Origin of the sequence: Rhodanobacter sp. KK11 (genome assembly GCF_033345435.1) — a bacterium.
Lineage (GTDB): Bacteria > Pseudomonadota > Gammaproteobacteria > Xanthomonadales > Rhodanobacteraceae > Rhodanobacter.
This window is the reverse complement of the sequence record NZ_JAWPMI010000002.1, coordinates 221,826-244,363: the sequence shown is the minus strand read 5'-3', so window position 1 is coordinate 244,363 and position 22,538 is coordinate 221,826. Positions and strand designations below refer to the sequence as shown.

Here is a 22,538-nt window from a genome sequence, read left to right as displayed (position 1 = left end):
ATACCTGCGCTCAGCGCGCGACGGGGCTGTAGCGCAGGGTCAGGAACGCGCCGCGGCCAGGCTGGTTGAAATACCACACGGTCTCGTAGTGGCGGTCGAACGCGTTGGCCAGCCGCGCCTCGACCTGCCAGTCCGGCGCGAAGTGCCAGCTGGCGCGCAGGTCGGTCGTGGCGTAACCGGCCAGCGGATGACGGTTGGCCGCATCGTCGTAGCCGCGCCCGGCCGCGTTGACGGTGGCGCCGACGCCGAAAGCGCCGAAGCGGCGGTCCAGGTCCACCCGTGCGCTGCGCCCCGGCCGGCGCGGCAGCAGCTTGCCGTCGTTGGCGCCGCCGTCGTCGTTGCGCGGCTGCAGCCAGCCGAGATAACCCTGCAGCTGCCAGCCGGCGAGGTTCACGCCGAGCTGGCCTTCCACGCCGCGGATGCGCGCCTTGCTGATGTTCATCGGGAAGTAGTGGCTGTCCAGCGCGATCAGCTGGTCGATGCGGGTCTGGTAGGCGTTCACCGCCCAATGCCACGCGCTCAGCTGCCGACCCAGGCCCAGCTCCGCGCTGCGCGATTTTTCCGGCTTCAGGTTCGGGTTGCCGCTGCCGTACGGGTAGTACAGGTCGTTGAAGGTCGGCGCGTGGAACGCGCTGCCGTAGCTGACCGACAGCTTGTAACCGTTGTCGAAACGGTAGCCCCACGCCGCCGCGCCGGTGTCGTGGCTGCCGAACTGGCTGTTGTGGTCGCGCCGCGCCGACAGCTGCAGCTCGTGGCGGCCGAACGTGCCCTGGTATTGCGCGTAGCCGCCGGTGTCGTGGCGGCGACTGGCGAGGAAGCCGGTGTCGCTGTCGATGTGCTCGCCCTGCCAGTCGAGGCCCAGGGTCAGCAACTGGTTGTCGGCCACGCTGAGGTCGTTCTGCCATGACGCCTGGTTGCGCCGCGAGTAGATGTAGCCGACGAAATCGCGGTTCTCGTAGTTGTCGTAGCGGTCCAGGTTCTGGCCTACGCCGAGGGTGGTCTTCCACGCCTGCAGCGGGTTGAAGCTGAAACTGCTGCCGGCGACCTGCTGCAGGGTGCGGCTGCGGTTCTGGTAGCTGCCGTCGAAATGGATCTCGCCGAGGCTGCGCAGCCAGGTGCCGCTGAGCTCGGCGCCGTTGCCCCAGCGATAGCCGCCGCCGGCGCTGAGGTTCTTGTTGCGGAAGGCGTCGCGGTCCGGCTCGTCGGCGAAGCAGCCGGCGAACGCCTCGGCCGCGCCGATGCGGCAGGCGTTGATGCCGCGGGTGTACTGCGCGCCGACGCCGAGGTGGTACCAGGCGTGCTCGCTGCCGCCGGACAGCCCGGCCTGGCCGCGCAACAAGTGGTTGCTGCCGGTAGTCACGCTGAACGAGGGCCGCAGGCCGCCGCCCGGCGTACCGCGGCGGGTGAAGATCTGGATCACCCCGCCGATCGCGTCGGCGCCGTACAGGCTCGAACGCGGGCCGCGCACCACCTCGATGCGCTCGATCTGCTCCACCGGGATCTGCTCGAACGCCGCCAGCCCCGCACTGACCGAGGCCACCCGCACGCCATCGACCAGCAGCAGGGTGTGGGTGGAATTGCTGCCGCGCAGGAACAGCGAGGTCTGCTGGCCGTAGCCGCCGACGTTGGCGAAGCTCACGCCGGGCAGCCCGCTGAGCAGGTCCGGTACCGACAGCGGCTGCAGCCGCTCGATGTCGGCGCGGGTGATCACGGTCACCGACGACAGCGCCTCGTCGGCGGTGATCGCGGTGCGCGTGGCGGTGACGATCACCGGCGCCAGCGCCGACGCGTCGTGCTGGCCGGCCGCGTGGGCGGCCATGGTGCCGCCGAGCAGCGCCGCGGCCAGCAGGGTCTTCTTCATCATGTTCGTTCCTCTACGCCGCGCACCCGCGCACGGCTCATGGGTTCAATGAGCTGGCGACAGGCAGGGAGGAAGACGGAACGACGAGCAGGCAGCAGCGACCGACACGTGGTTCGGCCTCGCCCACCGCGAGCCACCAGAATCGTTCGGGCCGGTCTCCGGGCTGGCGAGTGACATGCGGCGTTCCGCATGCCTCGAACGGCGCCTTCCCGTGCAGCGCACAGTGGCCTTCGCCGTTCGCGGATTCGCTTACCGTTGCGGGGGCAGCGCCGGCCTTGCAGTGCGCTGCACGCACCACGCACCGGCTTCCCGTTTCATCCCTTGGGCGCCAAGCCGTCGGGACACCAGAACCGCGCCACTTTAGCCTCGGACGGCTATTTCGGCAATGCGGGCTCCTGCATGGCCACGCCGCCGATCCAGCTGTGCTGCACACGGCAGTCGGCGTCCATCACCACCAGATCGGCGCGGCAACCCACTGCAATGCGGCCGTGGCTGGCGCCGAGGCCGAGGAAATCGGCGGGGTAGCTGCTGGCCATGCGCACCGCCTCGTCTAGCGGCAGGCCGAGCAGTTGCACCGCGTTGCGCACGGCGCTGGCCATGTCCAGCGCGGAGCCGGCCAGCACGCCGTCCGCGGTCCGGCAGATGCCATCCTTCACCGTGATCGTCTCGCCGTTCAGCACGTAGCTGGGGTCGGCCGCGCCGACCGGCGGCATCGCGTCGGTGACCAGCAGCATCTTGCCGCGCGGCTTGGCGGCGATCGCCGCGCGCAGGCTGGCTGGATGCACGTGGCAGCCATCGACGATGAGGCCGCACCAGCTGCCGGGGTCGTCCAGCGCCGCGCCGACCACGCCGGGTTCGCGGCTGCCGAACGGGGTCATCGCGTTGAACAGGTGGGTGAAGCCGCGTACGCCGGCGGCCAGCGCCGCGCGGGTGGTGGCGTGGTCGGCAGCGGTGTGGCCGGCGTTGACCAGCACGCCGGCGGCGGCGAGGCGCGCGATGGTTTCGTGCGGCACGCGCTCGGGCGCCAGCGTCAGCAGCCGCACGCCGCGGTGCGGCGCGCACAGCAGGGCGAGTTCTTCCTCGCCAGGTGCGTGGAACCACTTCGGATCGTGTACTCCCTTGCGCGCAGGCGCCAGGTAGGGGCCTTCCAGGTGGATGCCGAGCAGGCCCGGCACGCCTTCCTCGAAGGCCTGCTCCACCGCGGCCAGCGCGGCGCGCATGACCTCCATGCTGTCGCTGATCAGGGTGGGCAGGAAGCCGGTGGTGCCGAAGCGGCGGTGTGCGGCGCCGATGGTGCGGATCGCCTCCACCGTGGGTGCGGCATTGAACAGCGCGCCGCCACCGCCGTTCACCTGCACGTCGATGAAGCCGGGCACCAGCAGCGCGCCGGCGAGGTCCTCGGCCTGCGCGGCGTGCACCGCGGCGTGACCGTTCGGCAGCAGCGCAGTGATGCGTCCGTCCTCGACCAGCACGGCGAGGTCGTCGCGCCAGCCGTGGGCGGTGAGGACGCGGGCGTGGGTGAAGGCGGTGGTCATGGGCGGCATCTCGATGGAGAACGAAGGACGGACATGCCCCCTCCCCTGCTCGCAGGGGAGGGCTGGGGTGGGGTGCTCTGGCTTTCTCGCCCCCCCGAAGCCCCCCCCTCCCGACCTCCCCCTGCAAGCAGGGGGAGGAGAAAGGAATCAGACGGTTTCGGTGACCTTGTTGAGGTGCGGCGGCACGTCGGGGTTGAAGCCGCGGCGCAGCGCCAACGCGCTGGCGGCGCGGTAGAAACTCTGGATGGTCAGCAGTGGTGTGCACAGCGCGGGCAGTCCGGCGGCAAGCGGCAGGAAGCCCGTGCCGCTCATGCCCGGCGCAGCCACCAGCACGCGCGCGCCACGGCTGCGGAATTCGCGCGCCACTGCCAGCGTGCCGTCCAGGGTGTCGTCGTCCTGGGCGAAGCACAGCACCGGGAAATCCGGGCCGACCAGCGCCATCGGACCGTGCTTCACCTCGGCCGCACTGAACGCCTCGGCGTGCAGGCCGCAGGTTTCCTTGAACTTCAGCGCCGCCTCCAGCGCGACGCCGAGGCCGTAGCCGCGGCCGACCACGAACAGGTTGCGCGCATTAGCCAGACCGTCGACCAGTGCCGACCAGTCGGCGTCCCAGCCGCTGCGCAGCGCGTCAGGCAGCGCCTGCAGCGCCGCGCCGAGCCCGGCGTCGCCGTGCCAGCGCGCGCACAGGTGCAGCACCGCAGCCAGCGCGGCAAGGTAGCTCTTGGTTGCCGCCACGCTGCGTTCCGGCCCGGCGTGCAGCGGGATCACCGTGTCGGCCAGCGCCGCCAGCGGCGAATCGGCCACGTTCACCAGCACCACCACGCGTGCGCCGGCGAGCCTGGCTGCCTCCGCATTGCGCAGCAGGTCGGGGCTCTTGCCCGATTGCGAGATGGCGATGAACAGCGCGCCCTGCCACTGCTGCGGCGCCGCATACACCGAGGTCACCGACGGCGAGGCTGAGGCGGTGACGATGCCCAGCTGGGTCTCGAACACGTACTTCGCGTACGCCGCGGCATGGTCGGAACTGCCGCGCGCGCAGGTGACGATGAAGCGCGGCGGCTGCGCGCGCAGCGATTGCGCCAGCGCGCCGACCACCGCCTCGTTGGCGGCGAACTGGCGCGCGACCACCGCGGCCGACTCGTGTGCTTCCTGGTACATCAGGGTGTCGCTGGCGTCCATCGCGTTCCTTCAGTCGGTCTGCAGTTCGGCGACGAAGTCGTAGATGTCGCCGCGGTACCACGAGCAGGTGAACTCGACCACGCGGCCGTCGTCGAGGAAACTGCGCCGCTCGATGTTCAGGCCCGCGCTGCCCGCATTGACGTGCAGCAGCCGCGCCTGCTGCGCGTTCAGCGACACCGCGCGCAGGCGTTGCAGCGCGCGGCGCGGGCGGGCGTTGAGTTTTTCCAGCGCCTCATACAGCGAGTCATGCACCAGCAGCGGATCGGGCAGCACGCTGGCCGGCACCACGCTGCGCTCGATCGCCAGCGGCTCGTCCTGGCCGTAGCGCACGCGGTGCAGGCGCACCACCAGTGAGCCGGGCGACAGGTTCAACGCCATCGACTCTTCCGGCGTGACCTCGCCGATGCCGCGTTCGAAGAACTCCGAGCGCGGCGACAGCCCGCGCTCGCGCAGGTCTTCGGTGAAGCTGGTCAGCCGAGACATCGGCTTGACGATGCGCTCGGCGATGAAGGTGCCGGCGCCGTGGCGCTGGGTCAGCAGGCCTTCCTCGACCAGGCCGGCGATCGCCTTGCGCACGGTCACCCGCGACAGCTTCAGCGTCTGCGACAGGTCGCGCTCGCTGGGCAATGCCTGGCCCGGCTCGATGTCGCGGTGCCCGATGATGTTGCGGATCGCCTGGCGCAGGCGCAGGTAGGCCAGCGGCTGGTGCGTGGCCGGGTCGTGGCAGATCCGGCGGTATTCGTGGGCAAGGGCGGCTTCCATGCGTCGAAAGATACCAATAGCGAACCACTGGCCGCAAGCCTGCCCGACGCCAGCCGGGGGGTGATTCCTGTTGCGTGCCCCTTGGGCATCACGTGTCCCCGGCCGGACCGTTCCCCTTCGTCACCCCTGCGAAAGCGGGGACCCGTTGACCCACGCGCACTGGAGGCACCGCCCGAATCCCCTTTTTTCGCGGAGGATGACGAGGCGAAGTACGGCCGCTCCACCCACTCCACCACGATCCGCGATGAATTCGTATGCAGACCCGTGGTCGATCTGGTATTTCACTGGTACCATCGGCGCAAACCCGGGCAAGACACGCCATCCGGCCCCTGCCCGCCATCCGGCATCGAGTCGAGGTGATTGCGTGACTGCTTCCTCCCAATCGGTCGAACCGTTCGACCTGGTGATCTTCGGCGGCACCGGCGACCTCGCCGTGCGCAAGCTGCTGCCGGCCCTGTTCCACCGTTTCCTCGACGGCCAGATCCCGGCCAGCAGCCGCATCGTCGGCATCGCCCGCGAGGCGCTGGACGACGCCGGCTACCGCGCGCAGCTGCGCGAGGCACTGATCGGCGTGTGCGCGGCGGCGCAGCTCGACGTATTCCTGCAGCAGGTGTGCTACCGCCCGCTGGACGCACGCAAGGACGAGGGCTGGGACGACTTCGCCGCCTTCATCGGCAGCCAGCCCGGGCACGTGCGCGTGTTCTACCTGTCCACCTCGCCGGAACTGTTCGTCGACATCTGCACCCGGCTGGGCCAATACAAACTCAACCAGGGCGCCTCGCGCGTGGTGCTGGAAAAACCGATCGGCCGCGACCTGGCCAGCGCGAACCAGATCAACGACGCGGTCGGCAAGGTGTTCAGTGAATCGCAGACCTTCCGCATCGACCACTACCTCGGCAAGGAAACCGTGCAGAACCTGCTGGTGCTGCGCTTCGGCAACGCGCTGTTCGAGCCGCTGTGGAATTCGGCGCACATCGACCACGTGCAGATCACCGTGGCCGAAACGCTGGGCGTCGGCCATCGCGGCGCCTACTACGACCGCGCCGGCGCACTGCGCGACATGGTGCAGAACCACATGCTGCAGCTGCTGTGCATGGTGGCGATGGAGCCGCCGTCCTCGCTGGCGCCCGACGCGGTGCGCGACGAGAAGCTGAAGGTGCTGCATTCGCTCAGGCCCATCTACGCCGGCAACGCCGCCCAGCTGACCGTGCGCGGCCAGTACCGCGCCGGCGTGGCCGAGGGCGCCAGCGTGCCCGGCTACGCCGAGGAACTGGACAACAGCCGTTCCAACACCGAGACCTTCGTGGCACTGAAGGCGGAGATCGCCAACTGGCGCTGGGCCGGCGTGCCGTTCTACCTGCGCACCGGCAAGCGGCTGCCGAGCCGGGTGTCGGAGATTGCGGTGACCTTCAAGCCGGTGCCGCATTCGATTTTCAGCGCCGACAGCGGCACGCTGTCGCAGAACCGGCTGGTGCTGCGGCTGCAGCCGGACGAGGGCGTGAAGCTGTGGCTGACCATCAAGCACCCCGGCCCCGGCGGTTTGCGCCTGCGCCACGTGCCGCTGGACATGAGCTTCGCCGAGGCGTTCGGCGTGCAGCAGCCGGACGCGTACGAGCGTCTGCTGCTCGACGTGGTGCGCGGCAACCCCACCTTGTTCATGCGCCGCGACGAAGTGGAAGCGGCGTGGCGCTGGGCCGGCCCGATCCTCGCCGCCTGGGCCGACAGCGGCGAGGCGCCGCGGCCGTACGCCGCCGGCAGCTGGGGGCCGAGCGCCGCGGTGGCGCTGATCGAGCGCGACGGCCGCACCTGGAACGAAGACAGTGAATGACCCGGTTCACCTGCTGCTGCCTCGGCCCGCGGCAGACTGGCAGTCCCTCCCTCACGCTACGCCCGGCCACGCCCGCGTGCCCGCCGCGACCGCCGCCATGACTACGCATCTGAACGTCACCACGCACAGCTTCACCGATGGCAAGGCGCAGGCCACCGCGCTGGCCGAGCGCGTCGCCGAACGCCTGCGCCGCGGCCTGGCCGAACGTGGCCACGCCGTGCTGGCGGTTTCCGGCGGCAACACGCCGAAGGATTTCTTCGACCGCCTCTCGCACGAGCAGCTCGACTGGGCCAGGGTGCAGGTGACCCTGGTCGACGAACGCTGGGTGGCGGACACCGACGCGCGCTCGAACGCGCGGCTGGTGAAGTCGCGGCTGCTGCAGCACGCCGCCGCCGCCGCGTCCTTCGTGCCGCTGTACACCGGTGACGCCACCCCCGAGGCCGGACTGGCCAGCGCCGAGGCGCGCATCGGCGCACTGCCGCTGCCGTTCGACGCGGTGGTGCTGGGCATGGGTGAGGACGGCCACACCGCCTCGTTCTTCCCCGGCGGCGACCACCTGGCCGAGGCGCTGGATCCGCACGGCACGGCGCGCCTGCTGCCGATGCGCGCACCCGGCGCCGGCGAGCCGCGCATCACGCTGACCCTGCCCGCCCTGCTGCAGACGCGCGCGCTGTACCTGCTGGTCAGCGGCGAGAAGAAGCGCGACCTGCTCGCCGACGCGCGACTCGGCCTGGGCGCCGCGCAGGACTACCCGGTGCGCGCCGTCTTGACCCAGCAGCACGTGCCGGTGGCGGTGTACTGGTGCCCGTGACCACCACCGGCGACATCTCCGCAGGAGCGCACCCCGTGCGCGACGCTCCTGCGGCTGCCTTGCCGTATCGCGGGCGGGCTGCGCCCGCCGTTCGCGCACAGGGTGCGCCCCCACATAACCGGAATGAACCATGAGCACGCTGCATCCCGTCGTCGCCGAAGTCACCGAACGCCTGCGCGAGCGCAGCCGCGAGACGCGCGCGGCCTATCTCGCGCGGATCGACGCGGTCGATCGCAGCGGGCCGCGGCGCGGGCACCTTTCCTGCGGCAACCTGGCGCATGGCTTCGCCGCCTGCGGCGCGGAGGACAAGGCCGCGCTGCGCAGCGGCCAGCGCGCCAACCTCGCCATCGTCACCGCCTACAACGACATGCTCTCGGCGCACCAGCCGTACGAGCGCTATCCCGCGCTGATCCGCCGGATCGCCCGCGAATCCGGCTTCACCGCGCAGGTCGCCGGCGGCGTGCCGGCGATGTGCGACGGCATCACGCAGGGCCGCGCCGGCATGCAGCTGTCGCTGTTCTCGCGCGACGTGATCGCGCTGGCCACCGCGGTGGCGCTGTCGCACGACATGTTCGACGGCGCGCTGTTCCTCGGTATCTGCGACAAGATCGTGCCGGGCCTGCTGATCGCCGCGCTGAGCTTCGGCCACCTGAGCGCCGCCTTCGTGCCGTCGGGGCCAATGCCCAGCGGCATCCCCAACGAGCAGAAATCGAAAGTGCGCCAGGCGTTCGCCGACGGCAAGGCGAGCAGGGCCGAACTGCTGGAAGCGGAAGCGGCCTCGTACCACGCTCCGGGCACCTGCACCTTCTACGGCACCGCCAACTCCAACCAGATGCTGATGGAGATCATGGGCCTGCACCTGCCCGGCGCCAGCTTCACCGCGCCGGACACGCCGCTGCGCGATGCGCTCACCGCCGAGGTGGTGCGCCGGGTCGCCGCCAACAGCGCGCTGGGCGGGCACTACCTGCCGCTCGGCCACCACATCGACGAGCGCGCCATCATCAACGGCGTGATCGGCCTGCACGCCACCGGCGGCTCGACCAACCACCTGCTGCACCTGGTGGCGATCGCGCAGGCCGCCGGCATCGCACTGCGCTGGGACGACTTCGACGCGTTGTCCGGCGTGATTCCGCTGCTGGCGCGCGTCTACCCGAACGGCTACGCCGACGTGAACCAGTTCCATGACGCCGGCGGCATGGCCTTCCTGATCGACCAGCTGCTCGGCGCCGGCCTGCTGCACGGCGACGTCAGCACCATCTTCGGCACCGGCCTGGAGGGCTATGCGCAGGTGCCGTACCTGGACGAGGCCGGCACGCTGCGCTGGAAGCCGGTGGCGAAGCAGAGCGGCAACCGCGGCGTGCTGCGCGGCGTGGACGAGCCGTTCCGCGCCGACGGCGGCCTGCGCCTGCTCGACGGCAACCTCGGCCGCGCCGTGATCAAGGTCTCCTCGGTGCCGGAGGACCGGCTGCAGATCGAGGCGCCGGCGATCGTGTTCAACGACCAGGACGAGGTGGCCGGCGCCTACCAGCGCGGCGAGCTGAATCGCGACTTCGTGGCGGTGGTGCGCTTCCAGGGCCCGCGCGCCAACGGCATGCCCGAGCTGCACAAGCTCACCCCCACGCTGGCGCTGCTGCAGGACCGCGGCCACCGCATCGCGCTGCTCACCGACGGGCGCATGTCCGGCGCTTCGGGCCGCGTGCCGGCGGCGATCCACGTGACGCCCGAGGCGGTGGCCGGCGGCAACATCGCGAAGATCCGCGACGGCGACATGATCCGGCTGGACGCGGCAAATGGACGTCTGGACGTCCTGCTGGAAGCGCACGAGCTTGACGCGCGCCTGCCGCACATGGCCGACCTGTCGCACGAACACAGCGGCATGGGCCGCGAGCTGTTCGGCCTGTTCCGCCAGGCCGCCGCCAGCGCCGACCTCGGCGCCGGCGTGCTATGAGCCTTTGCTCCCTCCCCTGCTTTGCAGGGGAGGGCTGGGGTGGGGTTCGCTCTTGACCTTCCCCGCCACCCTGAGCAACCCCCTCCCAGCCTCCCCCTGCCTTGCAGGGGGAGGAGCCAAGAAAATGGAGTCTCACGTGAGCCACGCCATCGAAGCCCGCAGCTTTTGCCCCTCCCCTGCAGCGCAGGGGAGGGGTTGGGGTGGGGTTCGCTCTTGACCTTCCCCGCCACCCCGGACAACCCCCTCCCAGCCTCCCCCCGCTCCGCAGGGGGAGGGGCCAAGAAAATGGAGCCTCACGTGAGCCACGCCATCGAAGCCCGCAGCTTTTGCCCCTCCCCTGCAGCGCAGGGGAGGGGTTGGGGTGGGGTTCGCTCTTGACCTTCCCCGCCACCCCGGACAACCCCCTCCCAGCCTCCCCCTGCTCCACAGGGGGAGGAGCCAAGAAAATGGAGTCTCACGTGAGCCACGCCATCGAAGCCCGCAGCTTTTGCCCCTCCCCTGCAGCGCAGGGGAGGGGTTGGGGTGGGGTTCGCTCTTGACCTTCCCCGCCACCCCGGACAACCCCCTCCCAGCCTCCCCCTGCTCCGCAGGGGGAGGGGCCAAGAAAATGGAGTCTCACGTGACCCACGCCATCGAAGCAAAGCAGCAGCAAGTCGAAGCCCTGATGCGGTTGGCCCCGGTGATCCCGGTGGTGATCATCGACGACGTGAAGGCCGCGGTGACGATGGCGCGCGCGCTGGTCGCCGGCGGCATCCCGACCATCGAGGTCACCCTGCGCACGACTGCGGCACTCGACGCCATCCGCGCGATCGCCGCGGAAGTCGAAGGCGCGGTGGTCGGCTGCGGCACTGCGCTGACCGCACGCGATCTTGCCGCCGCAACGCAGGCCGGCGCCCGCTTCGCGGTGTCACCCGGCAGCTCGCCGCACCTGCTCGACGCCGCCGACGACAGCGAACTGCCGCTCTTGCCCGGCGTGGCCACCGCCAGCGAGGCGATGGCTCTGCTCGAACGCGGCTATCGGCATCTCAAGCTGTTCCCCGCCGTGCCCGTTGGCGGCGCGAAACTCCTGGCCGCCTGGGCCAGCCCGCTGCCGCAGCTGCGCTTCTGCCCCACCGGCGGCATCGCCCTGGCCAGCGCGCCGGAGTTCCTCGCGCTGCCGAACGTGCTGTGCGTCGGCGGCTCCTGGCTCACCCCCGCCGACCGGCTCGCCGCCGGCGACTGGGCCGGCATCGAACGGCTGGCGCGCGAGGCCGCGGCGTTGCGCTGAACCCGCCCGCGCGCGATAGCGGGTAAGGTGGTTTCCTGCATGCGCTCGCCGATCCCGGGGCGGCCCGGGCAAGGAACCCTCACGTTGAATCTCGGACCCCTGGCACTTTCGTCAGCCGTGCTGGCGCTGCTGTTCGGCGTCATCGCCGCGCTCGCCACCGCCGGCTTCCTGCACCGACGCGGCCATGCCGACGCCGGCAATGCGTTGTACCTGGCGCTCGGCTTCGGCCTGCTGGCCGCACGTATCGCCTACGTGGCCGGCTGGTGGCCGCAGTATGCGCAGCAGCCGTGGAGCATCCTGAACATCCGCGACCAGGGCTTCGACGCGGTCGCCGGCCTGCTCGGGCTGCTCGCGGCGGCGGTGTTGATCGGCTGGCGCCGGCCGCCACTGCGCCGGCCGCTGGCCGCCGGCGTCGTGGTCGGCGTCGCGGCCTGGGCCTTCGCCGGACTGCTCGCATACCGACTGGCCACGGCTAGCCATCCCGGCTTGCCGGCCCTTGTGCTGAGCGACCTGGACGGCCGCGAGGTACCGCTGGAAACGCTGCGCGGCCAGCCCACCGTGATCAACCTGTGGGCCACCTGGTGCGGGCCATGCCGGCGCGAGATGCCGGTGCTGGCCGAGGCGCAGCGCACGCTGCCGCAGGTGCGCTTCGTGTTCGCCGACCAGGGCGAATCGGCGGCGGCGGTGCAGCAGTTCATGCAGGCGCAGCGGCTGGCGCTGCAGCACGTGCTGATCGACGGCAACCTGCAGCTGTCGAACCACTACAACGTGCGCGGCTACCCGACCACCTTGTTCCTCGACGCCGACGGCCGCCTGCGCGACCTGCACATGGGCGAGCTGTCGCGCGCCACGCTGGCCGAGCGGCTGCAGCGGATCACTACGCCCGCCGGCGCGCACTGACCGAAGTTACGTAGGAGCGCACTCTGTGCGCGTTGCTTTCCGTCACGTGACGAAGAGCATCGCGCACAGAGTGCGCTCCTACAACACAGGCGTAGGGCGGGCGGTGCCCGCCCAACCCAACCGCACGGGTCAGGCCGATCGTTCGGCCTCCAGCCGCGCCATCACCGCATCGGCGACGCGGGCGCAGCGCTGGCCCATGAACGGGAACGCCCCGCTCATGGTTTCGGCCAGGGTGCCCTGCAGCGAGCTGCGCAGCAGCCGGCGCGCACGGTGCAGGCGGGTCTTCACCGTCTCCGGCTTGATCGCCAGCAGGCTGGCGGTTTCCTCGACCGAGCACTCCTCCACCTCACGCATCATGTAGACGGTGCGAAACGCCGGCGGCAGTTCGTCGATGGCGTGTTCGAGCAGGTGGCGAATCTGCGTGCGCGCGGCCGAGATCGCCGGATCCTCGCTGCCGAACTTCGAGGGGAACTGCACGATCTGGTGGGTGTCGTCCGGCGCCGCGTCGACCTGTTCCAGCCCGACCATGGTATGGCGCTTGCGCAGGCGGCCGCGCGCCTCGTTCAGCACGATGCTGGTCAGCCAGGTCAACAGGGTCGAGTCGCCGCGGAACGAATCCAGCTTGTGGTAGGCACGCATATACGATTCCTGCAGCACGTCTTCCGCTTCGGAGTCCTCGCCGAGCACCGCGCGCGCCACGCGGAACAGACGCTGGTTGCAGCGCTGCATGATGTGGCGGAACGCCTCGCGATGGCCGGCGCGGACCTGCGCCACCAGCGCGTGGTCATCTAGCGCGGCGTAATCGACGGATTCGACATGGGCATGGGCAGACATGGCTTTCTCCTTTTACACCTGATCGGATGCATCGGGGCGGCCCGAGGTTCCCGGCTCAGCCGGCCAGCGTGGCCAGGATCTCGGCCCGCCGCGGCTCCTGCGCGAATTCGCCGAGCAGGCGCCGGGTCTGCATCGCCACGCCGTGCAGGCGCACCCCGCGCGAGGACAGGCATTCGTGGCTGGCCTGCACGATCACCGCCACGCCGCGCGGCTGCAGCACCCGCGCCAGCGTGTCGGCGATCTCCACGGTCAGCCGCTCCTGGATCTGCAGGCGCCGGCCGAATGCCTCGACCAGCCGCGCCAGCTTGGAGATGCCCACCACGCGCCGGTTCGGCAGGTAGGCGATGTGCACCACGCCGCGGATCGCCGCCAGGTGGTGCTCGCAAGTCGACTGCAGCGGGATATCGCGCAGCACGACCAGCTCGTCGTAGCCGCCGACTTCGCCGAAAGTGCGGCTGAGCAGGCCGGCCGGATCCTGCCGGTAGCCGGCGAACCATTCCTCGTAGGCGCGCACCACCCGCGCCGGGGTGTCCTGCAGGCCCTCGCGCGCCGGCTCGTCGCCGGCCCAGCGGATCAGCGTGCGCACGGCAGCTTCCGCCTCGGCACGGGTAGGACGAGGGGTTTCCGCGACCGGCGCCGGTGCGCCGGCGGGGTGGATGAGCTGGTCGAGTTCGAGCATGCGGGCGGCTTCGTGGGAGTGACGGCTGATCCGATGCGGGCACCGCCGCCGAGGTTCCCGCGATGCTTTGCGCACGCGCCGGAACCTGTACGCCGCTGCTGCATCAGATGGGCACCGGCAGGCCCCGCTTGCCTCTCGCCCATCCCAAGGAGACACCGTTCATGAACAAGCCCCTGATTGCCCTTGCCCTCACGCTCGGCCTCGGCTCGCTCGCCTGTGCACAGGCCGCCACGCCGGCGCCGGCCATCAACGATGCGCAGATCGCCCACATCGCCTACACCGCCGGCGCGATCGACGTCACCGCCGCCAAGCAGGCGCTGAACAAGTCGCACAACCAGGCGGTGCGCCAGTTCGCCGAGGAGATGGCGCGCGACCACGCCGCCGTGAACGACCAGGCCCTGGCGCTGGCCAAGAAGCTCGGCGTCACCCCGGCCGACAACGCCACCAGCCAGTCGCTGGCCAAGGGCGCCGCCGCCGAACAGACCAAGCTGGCCGCGCTGAGCGGCGCGGCCTACGACAAGGCCTATGCGGAGAACGAAGTGGCCTTCCACAAGGCGGTGCTGGCCGCACTCGATGGCACGCTGATCCCGTCCACCCAGAACGCGGAACTGAAGTCGCTGCTGGAAACCGGCTCGAAGCTGTTCCACGAGCACGAGATGCACGCCGAACACCTGGCGGCCAGCCTGAAGTAAGGAGCGCACCATGTTCCGCAGCACGATTCTGGCTGTCGGCTTGCTGGCCCTGGGCTGCAGCCTCGCGCCGCTCTTCGCGGCCACCCCGGCCACGGCGTCAGCGACCACGCAAGCAAAGGCCGTGCACGTGATCGTGCTCGACAAGATGGTGTTCGGCCCGATGCCCACCGGCGTACGCGCCGGTGACATCATCGAGTGGGTCAATCACGACATCTTCGAACACAGCGCCACCGCGCGCGACGGCAGCTTCGACATCGACCTGAAACCGGGCGCCACCGTGCGCACCACGGCCAAGGCCGGTTCGTTCGCGTTCTTCTGCAAGTTCCACCCCGGCATGACCGGCACGCTGGTCGCCAAGTAACCCGGCAGCAACTCTCTCCCCTCGAGGTTGCAAGGTCGCCCTACCGCGAGCTTGCATGCAGCCGGTCCCCCGGTCGCAGCGCTGGATCGAAGCGATCCCGCTGCGGCCGTTTTTTTGCCGGCTCACTCGCCCGGCGGCACCTTGGTCAGCTCCACCCCGTCGACGGTCATCTTCCAGTCGCTGCCGTCCTGATGCGGCGGCATCGAGACCACGAAGGTGGTCCTGACCGGGCCGATGCCCACCACGAAATTGTCGCCCTCGAACGCCTGCAGCGGGCCGTTGATGGACTTGCTCATGCCGCCGTCCGCCCGCTTGTAGTTCACGTTGCCGCTCTCGGTGATCAGCAGCGACATCGTCGGCGATCGCCACTGCCCGGCATACGCCACCTTCTCCGGCGGCAACGGCTTGGCGCAAGCGGCCAGCAACAGGCCGCACACCGCGAACATCCACAGCATCTTGCGCATGTTTTTCCCCTCGGCAATCGAAAAACGGACTCGACCTGCCCGCCGTATCGGCACAAACCCCGAACAACACCTCGACGGCCGCCGCGCCCGCCCGACAGTACGCGAGCTCAGCGACCGGGATCAGGCTGGGTCACCACCTCGTACTCACTTTGCACGAGGCCGCTGGCGTATGTCCGCGTCGCGACATGCCGGAGTGCGATGTCGTGCGGGACGGCGCCAAACAGCGGGATCCCGCTGCCGATGAGCACGGGCACGCGCGTGATGACGAGGCGCTGGACCAGCCCGGCCCGCAGAAAGCCCTGGATGGTGATGCCGCCGTCCACGTAGACATGCCGGATGCCGCGCCCGGCCAACCGCGACACGATCTCCACCGGCGGACCCGACATGCGCTCGATCGCCGCCCCGGCGGGAGCCGGCGCGAGCAGGTGGGTGCTGAGCACGCAGACGGGCTTGGCGCCGTAAGGCCACGCATCGAAAGCCAGCACGGTCTCGTAGGTCTTGCGGCCGATCACCAGCGCGTCCACCGTGGCCATGAACTCCTCATAGCCGTGCGGCTCGCCGCCGCCCGGGGGAAGGAAGTCGAGGGCTCCGTCAACGCGCGCGATGAAGCCGTCGAGACTGGTGCCGACAAAGACCGACACCTTCACCGCCGAGCCCGCATGCCCGGCCATGCTACCGGCGCCCCGACCGGAACGCCCAGATGCAGAGACCGCCCGCAACCAGCAGCGCGATCCATGAAAACCACACCGGCACCGCAAACGGCCCCACCTGCACCGGCCACCGGTTGAAGAGCCGCAACGCCTGGACCACCGCGACTACGCCGAAGACGACACCCGACACCCGCGCGTACTTGCCCTGCATGACCGCACCCTCCTCCTCAGCGGCATCGCGAATGACCCGATGCCCGAATGAACGGCGAAACGGCGGCGCCACGGCGAGTCGGCGTGGCTATCGGCCACGTCGGTGCCGGGCGCCGGGCAACCGGCGTCGGCAAAAGTAGCAGCTCCGCGGGCCGAGGATGTGCCGACCAACGTGGCGTCCGGGCGACACGGCCATCATGCAACAAGGCCGCCGGCATCGGAATGCCGCCGGCCCGTCGCGCGTCGCGCAGGCATCAGTGCCCGGCCGGGGCGCTCTTCACCGGCTTCACATGAGTCTCGAACAGCTCGTCGATGCGCCGGTACTCGTCGTACCACGAATCGGCGTGCACGAAGCCATGGCGTTCCAGCGGGTACAGCGACATCCAGAAGTTCTTCTTGTGCAGCTCGATGAAGCGCTGGTACAGGCGGATCGAATCCTCGGCCAGCACGTTGTCGTCGATCAGGCCGTGCTGGATCAGCAGCGGGTCGCGCAACTGGTCGGCGTACTCGATCGGCGAGCTGATGCGGTACGCCTCGGGGTCGAGCTGCGGGTCGTTGAGGATGTTCGAGGTGTATTCGTGGTTGTACAGCGTCCAGTCGCTGACCGGGCGCAGCGCGGCGCCGGCGGCGAATTCGCCGGGCGCGCGCAGCAGCGCCATCTCGGTCATGAAGCCGCCGTAGCTGCCGCCGTAGATGCCCACGCGCTGCGGATCGACGTGGTGGTTCTTCACCAGCCACGCCTTGCCGTCGAGCAGGTCTTCCAGTTCCGGGTGGCCCATCTGGCGGTAGATCGCGGTGCGCCAGTCACGGCCGTAGCCTTCCGAAGCGCGGTAGTCCATGTCCAGCACCACATAGCCTTGGCTCACCAGCAGGTTGTGGAACAGCTGCTCGCGGAAATAGTTCGACCACGACAGCGTGACGTTCTGCAGGTAACCCGCGCCGTGCACGAAGATCACCGCGGGCTTCGGCGATGCGTCCTCGTCCGCCGGGCCGTAGTACTTCGCCCAGATCGTGCCGGCGCCATGGCTGGACGGCACCGCGACGATCTGCGGCGCGATCCAGTCGTGCGCGCTGAACGCCGCCCTCATCGTGTTGGTCAGCTCGCGCGGCGTGCCGCCGGCGGACGGCTGGACGGCCAATTGCGGCAGCACGTACGGCGAGGAATGCAGCACGGCGAGCTGCGTGCCGTCGGGCGATAGCGCGAACGCGTCCATGCCCTGGTAGTTCGTCACGCGCGCCAGCTCGCCACCGGCGGACGGCACGCGATAGACGTCGTAGCTGTACGGCGCGACCTGGTTGGTGCGCAGGTAGAACCACTGGCCGTCGGCGCTGAGCTGCGGGTGGCTCACCTCGAACTGGCCGCGGGTGAGCGCCTTCGCCTTGCCGTCGAGCGGCTTGACGTAGAGCTGCGACCAGCCGGTCTGCTCGCTCAGGTACCACAGCGTGCGGCCGTCCTTGAGCCAGCCGAAATCGTTGAAGTTCCAGTTGATCCAGGCGCTGTCGGTGAGCCGGTGTTGCGGCACCAGCGCATGCTTCGCGAAGTCCACGCTGGCGATCCAGCGATCCTTGTTGTCGATCGCGCGCAGCTGGATGGCAAGCTGGCGGCCGTCGTCGCTCCACGCGATGCCGCCGCCACCGCCATCGTCGTCGCTGCCGACGATGCGCACGGCGCGCTGCTCGGGCGCCTTCAGCGCCTTGGCCTGGTCGGCCTTGCCGGCCTTCTCGAGCGCGGCGATAGCGCGCGCGCGCAGCTCCTTCAGCGGATCGTCCTTGATGCCGGGCAGCGTATCGGTGGCCAGCGGATAGGACTGGTGGTCGGCCAGGTCCAGCAGCAGCAGCGACTGCGGCGCCGGGTCCTTGCGGCCCACGTACACGCGCGTTTCCTTCTGCTCGGCGTAGCCGGAGTCGGTGACGTAGTGGGTAACCTCGGGCGCCTTGCCCGCTTCGTAGCCTTTCGGCGCGGTGACCAGCAGCAGCCAGCGGCCGTCCGGCGACAGCTCGCTGTCGACCGCGGTGATCTTGTCGCCGAGGAAGAACGGCAGCGGCGCGCGGCCCGGATCGGCGGCAGCCAGCGCCTGTTCCTCGTCGCGCCTGGCCTGCTTGTCGGCCTTGAGCTGACGCAGCGTCTTGAACAGCGCCAGCTGCCGCTCGCCCAGCGCATCGGGCTGCTGCGTCTGCGGATCGTCGGCGAACTTCAGTACCGCCGCCGGCGCGGTGACGCCGCTGGCCAGGTCGTGGCTGTACCAGTCGATGCCGGCGCGGAACTGCAGCGCGCGGCCATCGGCGGAAAAGCGCGGCGCGGACTCTTGCTGCGGCGTGCTGGTGACCTGGGTGCGTCGGCCGCTGGCCAGCTCCACCACGAACACGTCGCCGTGCAGGATGAAGGCGGCGTGCTTGTGTGCGCGATCGAACACGGCCGGGCCGTCGGCCTGCGCCAGCGCGGCCGGGTCCAGCTTCACGCCCTGGCCCGTCGCCGGATCGACCCGGTACAGGTCGCGCAGCGGGCTGCCGTCGCGCTTCAGCGAGTAGTACACGTGGCGGCCGTCCACGCTCCAGTACGGCGACTCCACCGCCTGCCCGATCCAGTCGGGGTTGGCCATCACGGTTTCCAGGTCGAGCGGCGTCGATGCTGGCGCGGCGGCCGCCGCCAGCGGTGCGACGGTGAAGGCAACGAGGGCGGCAAGCAGCAGTCGACGCATGGATTCCTCCCGGGCAAAAAGGCCAGCATAGCCGAGCACGTCGACCGCACGCGCCAACCCTGCCGAAAGTCAGGCGGCTGCAACGGTAGCGGTGCGTTGCTACTCTCTCAGCTTCCCCGTCTTCACCATGGAACCCCCGCCATGCGCCTTGCTCCCCTCATCGCCACCCTGCTGCTCGCCACCGGCAGCGCCGCCGCGGCGCAATTGCCTCCGGTGGACGCGCCGTCGAAACCGCCGCACGAGGTGGCGCTGATCGGCGAATCGCGGCCACTGCCGCCGGCCACGCCGCAGCAGGCCGCGTCCAGCGAATTCCACGGCGTCAGCGTGGCCGACCCGTACCGCTGGCTGGAAAACCCGCACGACCCGGCGGTGCGGCAGTGGATCGTGACGCAGAACGCGTACACCGAAGCCGCCCTGGCGGCGATGCCGCAAGGCAAGACGCTCACCGCGCGGGTGCAGCAGCTGGCGATCACCTCGACCACGCGCTCCGGCCCGATGCTGGCCGGCGGCACCCTGTTCTACCTGCAGCAGACTCCGCCGCAGCCGCAGCCGGTGCTGATCGCGCAGGCGTGGCCGGACGGTAAGGCGAAAGTGCTGGTGGACCTCAACGCGGACCACGGCGGCACCGCGATCACCGCCTACTGGCCGTCGCCGCGCGGGCGCTACCTCGCCTACGGCACCGCCGAGGGCGGCAGCGAGCTGACCACCCTCCGCGTGCTCGACGTGGCCAGCGGCAAGACCCTGCCCGACACCCTGCCCTGGGCCGGCGGCGGCACCACGCCGCAAGGCCTGGCCTGGGATGCCGACGAGCGCGGCTTCAGCTACGTGCGTTTTGCGCCGCCGGCGGCGGGGCAGGACGTGGAACAGTTCCACGCCACCCTGGTGCACCACACGCTGGGCCAGGCCGCCAGCGCGGACAGCGTGGTATTCGGCAAGGGTTACGCGAAGACCGCCGAGTACGTGCTGGTGAATGCGCCGGCCACGGCGCAGGCCGCGGTGCTCGCCTACGACGGCGACGGCGGCCCGGCCGAAGTGTTCCTGCGCCACGGCGACAAGTTCACGCGCGTGCTCGGTCGCGACGCGAACGTGCGCACGGCCGCCTGGGTGAATGGACGTCTGTACGCGGCGTCGTTCCGCGATGCGCCGCGCGGCAAGATCGTGGCCGTCGGCGACGACGGCAAGGCCGTGCCGGTGCTGGCCGAACGCGACGGAGCGATCCAGCAGATCGCCCCGCTCGGCGACGGCTTCCTGGTGGTGCGCAGCTGGGGCCCGGACTGGTGGGTCGAGCAGTACGACGCCGGCGCGAAGTTCGTGCGCCGCCTGCCGCTGCCGCAACATGGCATCGGCATCGGCGACATCGCTTCCGAATCCGGCAGCGACAAGGCGCTGGTGAGCTACAGCGGCTGGACCACGCCCGCGCGCTGGGCCGAATACGACGGCCGCAGCGGCACACTGAAAACCGTGTTCGAGGTAAAGCCTGCCGCCGATTATTCGAAGGTGGTCGTGCAGCGCATCGACGGCACCTCGAAGGACGGCACCAAGATCCCGGTGACCGTGCTGTCGCTGCCGGGCACCACCCCGGACGGCGCGCGGCCCACCATTCTGTACAGCTACGGCGGCTTCGACATCCCGATCAAGCCCGGCTTCATCGGTCCGAACCTGGCCTGGCTGGAACACGGCGGCGTGCTCGCCTACGCCAATATCCGCGGCGGCAACGAGAACGGCCAGCAGTGGCACGCGCAAGGACAAAAGCTCGACAAGCAGAACGTGTTCGACGACTTCCACGCCGCCGCGCTGGCGCTGATCGACACGCGCTGGACCGACCGCGCCCACCTCGGCATCCTCGGCGGCAGCAACGGCGGCCTGCTGATGGGCACGCAGATCGTGCAGCACCCGGCCGACTACCGCGCGGTGGTGGCGCGCGTGGGCATCTACGACATGCTGCGCCACGAGACCGACTTCGCCAACGGCCCATACAACATCCCCGAATACGGCAGCATCGCGGACCCGGCGCAGTTCAAGGCCACCCTGGCCTACTCGCCGCTGCAGCACGTGCAGGCGAACACCGCCTATCCGGCGGTGCTGCTCACCACCGGCGAAAACGACCCGCGCGTGGCACCGTGGCAGTCGCGCAAGTTCGCCGCCGCGCTGCAGAACGCCACCGCATCGACACGGCCGGTCCTGCTGCTGACCCGCATGAACGCCGGCCACGGCGTCGGCGCCCCGTTCAGCCAGCGCGTCGGCGACACCGCGATCGGGCTGACCTTCTTCGCGCATGAGTTGGGGCTGGACGCCATGCCGTAACCGCAACGGCGACGCGCCGGCTATCCGGCGCGTCGCCACTGCGTCATGATGTTCGCTCGCGCGGTGCGGGGCGCCGGCGTTCACAGGGAGTGGATCGCGATGAAAAAACTCATGCTTTTTTCCGGCATGCTGTTGTTGGCCTTCGCTCTGTCGGCGCAAGCTGCCGACAATCGCGAGATGACCTACAAAGTCGGCGCCGATGTAGATGCTCAGGGTCACGTCACCGATACCCAGTTCGACTCTGACGTGCCGCCGGCACTGGCCACGACCCTGGCTGCCGCGGTGAAGCAATGGCAATTCGTGCCGGCCCGACGCGACGGCCGACCGGTGCCGGCGCATACGTTCGTATTCGCGAAATTGCAGGCCATACCGGATGCGCGCGGCAACTACAGCCTGCGCATCAGTTTTGACGGCAATGGTCCCCGGTTGCGGAAACTGAATGTCCTGCCGAAGTATCCCAGGGACGCCCGCCAGTTGCGGCAATCGGCGTTCCTCTTCCTGGATGCCACCGTGCGACCAGACGGCCGCCTCGCCGACATGACGGTGAGCAACAGGTTCGAAGGTTGGCGCACGCGCCCCTCATTCGAGCAGGCCGTGCTGGAGGCCGCCAAGCGCTGGCGTGCGATACCGGAACAGGTCGATGGCCAGCCGGTGGCGACGCGCATGCGCATCCCGGTGAACTTCTATATGGACTTCACCGCAGAGCAGATCCGGATGCTGCGCGAGGTGGTGCGACAGCAAGACGCCGCGGAAACCCAGCCCGGCATCCCGCTGCCCTCGGAGCAGGAACTGGCGCTGGACAGCCCGCTGCAGCCAAGCTCCGTTGCCGCGATAATCAGCGCCCCCTGACCCCGCCGAGCACCGCATGACCCTACCCACCGTCGAACACGAAACCGCTGCCCAGCCGCGTTACAGCATCCTCTGGCTGCACGGCCTCGGCGCCGACGGCAACGACTTCGCGCCGATCGTGCCGGAACTGGTGGACCCGGCATGGCCGCCACTGCGCTTCGTGTTTCCGCATGCACCGGTGCGGCCGGTGACGATCAACAACGGCATGTCGATGCGCGCGTGGTACGACATCATCGGTTTCGATGCGCACGCGCGCCAGGACGAAGCCGGCATCCGCACTTCGATCGCCGAGGTCGAGACGCTGATCGCGCGCGAGCACGCACGCGGCGTGCCGAGCGAGCGGATCTTCCTCGCCGGCTTCTCGCAGGGCGGCGCGATCGCGCTGGCCGCCGGCCTGCGCCATGCGGAAAGGCTGGCCGGCATCATCGCGCTGTCGACCTACCTGCCGATCGCCGCCACGCTCGCCGCCGAGCGCAGCGCGGCGAACGCGGCCACGCCGATCTTCCAGGCCCATGGCACGGCCGACCCGGTGGTCGCGTTGCCGCGCGGCAGCGCCTCGCGCGACGCGCTGCTGGCACTGGGCCACACGGTGGACTGGCACACCTACCCGATGGCCCACGCGGTCTGCGCCGAGGAGATCGACGACCTGCGTCGCTGGCTGGGCCAGCGACTGGCGTAAGCACGGGCGCGCTGCGGCATACTTGC

General features: G+C 70.0%; 20 protein-coding genes and 1 riboswitch. Of the genes, 10 read left to right on the top strand and 10 right to left on the bottom strand.

Annotation, left to right across the window (positions count from 1 at the left end; translation table 11 throughout):
• Positions 1–10 precede the first annotated feature (10 nt).
• From btuB to R5H19_RS07555, 4 genes are all read right to left on the bottom strand, one after another.
• The gene (gene btuB, locus R5H19_RS07570) at positions 11–1,861 is read right to left on the bottom strand and encodes a TonB-dependent vitamin B12 receptor (protein WP_318158439.1); all 1,851 of its coding nucleotides are present in this window, start codon (positions 1,859–1,861) and stop codon (positions 11–13) included.
• Positions 1,862–1,992: 131 nt separating this feature from the next.
• A riboswitch (cobalamin riboswitch) is annotated at positions 1,993–2,225 on the bottom strand.
• A gap of 10 nt (positions 2,226–2,235) precedes the next feature.
• Positions 2,236–3,396: an N-acetylglucosamine-6-phosphate deacetylase gene (nagA, locus tag R5H19_RS07565; RefSeq protein WP_318158382.1), complete on the bottom strand. Its 1,161-nt coding sequence runs from the start codon at positions 3,394–3,396 to the stop codon at positions 2,236–2,238.
• 147 nt (positions 3,397–3,543) lie between these two features.
• The gene (locus tag R5H19_RS07560) at positions 3,544–4,575 is read right to left on the bottom strand and encodes an SIS domain-containing protein (protein WP_318158381.1); all 1,032 of its coding nucleotides are present in this window, start codon (positions 4,573–4,575) and stop codon (positions 3,544–3,546) included.
• Positions 4,576–4,584: 9 nt separating this feature from the next.
• On the bottom strand, positions 4,585–5,337 hold the full coding sequence (locus R5H19_RS07555) for a GntR family transcriptional regulator (protein ID WP_318158380.1): 753 nt from the start codon (positions 5,335–5,337) through the stop codon (positions 4,585–4,587).
• Positions 5,338–5,701: 364 nt separating this feature from the next.
• Here R5H19_RS07555 and zwf point away from each other — a divergent pair, with 364 nt between their 5' ends.
• The 5 genes from zwf (at position 5,702) to R5H19_RS07530 (ending at position 12,091) form a co-directional block, all read left to right on the top strand.
• Positions 5,702–7,165: a glucose-6-phosphate dehydrogenase gene (zwf, locus tag R5H19_RS07550; protein ID WP_318158379.1), complete on the top strand. Its 1,464-nt coding sequence runs from the start codon at positions 5,702–5,704 to the stop codon at positions 7,163–7,165.
• A 97-nt stretch (positions 7,166–7,262) separates the two neighbouring features.
• On the top strand, positions 7,263–7,976 hold the full coding sequence (pgl, locus tag R5H19_RS07545; RefSeq protein WP_318158378.1) for a 6-phosphogluconolactonase: 714 nt from the start codon (positions 7,263–7,265) through the stop codon (positions 7,974–7,976).
• A gap of 130 nt (positions 7,977–8,106) precedes the next feature.
• Positions 8,107–9,924: a phosphogluconate dehydratase gene (edd, locus tag R5H19_RS07540; protein ID WP_318158377.1), complete on the top strand. Its 1,818-nt coding sequence runs from the start codon at positions 8,107–8,109 to the stop codon at positions 9,922–9,924.
• Positions 9,925–10,531: 607 nt separating this feature from the next.
• Entirely contained in the window at positions 10,532–11,191 is a 660-nt protein-coding gene (gene eda, locus R5H19_RS07535) for a bifunctional 4-hydroxy-2-oxoglutarate aldolase/2-dehydro-3-deoxy-phosphogluconate aldolase (RefSeq protein ID WP_318158376.1), read from the top strand.
• Between the two features lie 84 nt (positions 11,192–11,275).
• Positions 11,276–12,091 (top strand): TlpA disulfide reductase family protein, encoded by an 816-nt coding sequence (locus R5H19_RS07530; RefSeq protein WP_318158375.1) that lies wholly within the window; start codon positions 11,276–11,278, stop codon positions 12,089–12,091.
• Positions 12,092–12,220: 129 nt separating this feature from the next.
• Here the strand turns inward: R5H19_RS07530 and R5H19_RS07525 are convergent, their stop codons facing one another.
• Positions 12,221–12,925, bottom strand: a complete 705-nt coding sequence (locus R5H19_RS07525) for an RNA polymerase sigma factor (protein WP_318158374.1) — start codon at positions 12,923–12,925, stop codon at positions 12,221–12,223.
• A gap of 55 nt (positions 12,926–12,980) precedes the next feature.
• Complete coding sequence (folE, locus tag R5H19_RS07520; protein WP_318158373.1) at positions 12,981–13,604, bottom strand: GTP cyclohydrolase I FolE; 624 nt, start codon at positions 13,602–13,604, stop codon at positions 12,981–12,983.
• A 161-nt stretch (positions 13,605–13,765) separates the two neighbouring features.
• Between folE and R5H19_RS07515 the strand changes: the two genes are divergently transcribed.
• Together R5H19_RS07515 and R5H19_RS07510 are read left to right on the top strand one after the other, a co-directional pair.
• Positions 13,766–14,296: a DUF4142 domain-containing protein gene (locus tag R5H19_RS07515; protein ID WP_318158372.1), complete on the top strand. Its 531-nt coding sequence runs from the start codon at positions 13,766–13,768 to the stop codon at positions 14,294–14,296.
• A gap of 10 nt (positions 14,297–14,306) precedes the next feature.
• Complete coding sequence (locus tag R5H19_RS07510) at positions 14,307–14,657, top strand: cupredoxin domain-containing protein (protein ID WP_318158371.1); 351 nt, start codon at positions 14,307–14,309, stop codon at positions 14,655–14,657.
• A gap of 122 nt (positions 14,658–14,779) precedes the next feature.
• Here the strand turns inward: R5H19_RS07510 and R5H19_RS07505 are convergent, their stop codons facing one another.
• From R5H19_RS07505 to R5H19_RS07490, 4 genes are all read right to left on the bottom strand, one after another.
• Positions 14,780–15,121 (bottom strand): hypothetical protein, encoded by a 342-nt coding sequence (locus R5H19_RS07505; RefSeq protein WP_318158370.1) that lies wholly within the window; start codon positions 15,119–15,121, stop codon positions 14,780–14,782.
• A 107-nt stretch (positions 15,122–15,228) separates the two neighbouring features.
• Positions 15,229–15,792, bottom strand: a complete 564-nt coding sequence (locus R5H19_RS07500; protein ID WP_318158369.1) for a dihydrofolate reductase family protein — start codon at positions 15,790–15,792, stop codon at positions 15,229–15,231.
• 1 nt (position 15,793) lies between these two features.
• A complete protein-coding gene (locus R5H19_RS07495) occupies positions 15,794–15,982 on the bottom strand; it encodes a hypothetical protein (protein WP_318158368.1) in 189 nt (62 codons plus the stop codon).
• A 253-nt stretch (positions 15,983–16,235) separates the two neighbouring features.
• Positions 16,236–18,680 carry a prolyl oligopeptidase family serine peptidase gene (locus R5H19_RS07490; RefSeq protein ID WP_318158367.1) on the bottom strand — a complete coding sequence of 815 codons (2,445 nt, stop codon included), beginning with the start codon at positions 18,678–18,680 and terminating at the stop codon, positions 16,236–16,238.
• Between the two features lie 141 nt (positions 18,681–18,821).
• On the opposite strand from R5H19_RS07490, the gene R5H19_RS07485 reads away from it, so the two are divergent.
• From R5H19_RS07485 to R5H19_RS07475, 3 genes are all read left to right on the top strand, one after another.
• The gene (locus tag R5H19_RS07485) at positions 18,822–20,984 is read left to right on the top strand and encodes a prolyl oligopeptidase family serine peptidase (protein WP_318158366.1); all 2,163 of its coding nucleotides are present in this window, start codon (positions 18,822–18,824) and stop codon (positions 20,982–20,984) included.
• Positions 20,985–21,083: 99 nt separating this feature from the next.
• Positions 21,084–21,833, top strand: a complete 750-nt coding sequence (locus R5H19_RS07480) for an energy transducer TonB (RefSeq protein WP_318158365.1) — start codon at positions 21,084–21,086, stop codon at positions 21,831–21,833.
• Between the two features lie 16 nt (positions 21,834–21,849).
• Complete coding sequence (locus tag R5H19_RS07475) at positions 21,850–22,512, top strand: dienelactone hydrolase family protein (protein WP_318158364.1); 663 nt, start codon at positions 21,850–21,852, stop codon at positions 22,510–22,512.
• The last annotated feature ends 26 nt before the right edge of the window (positions 22,513–22,538 follow it).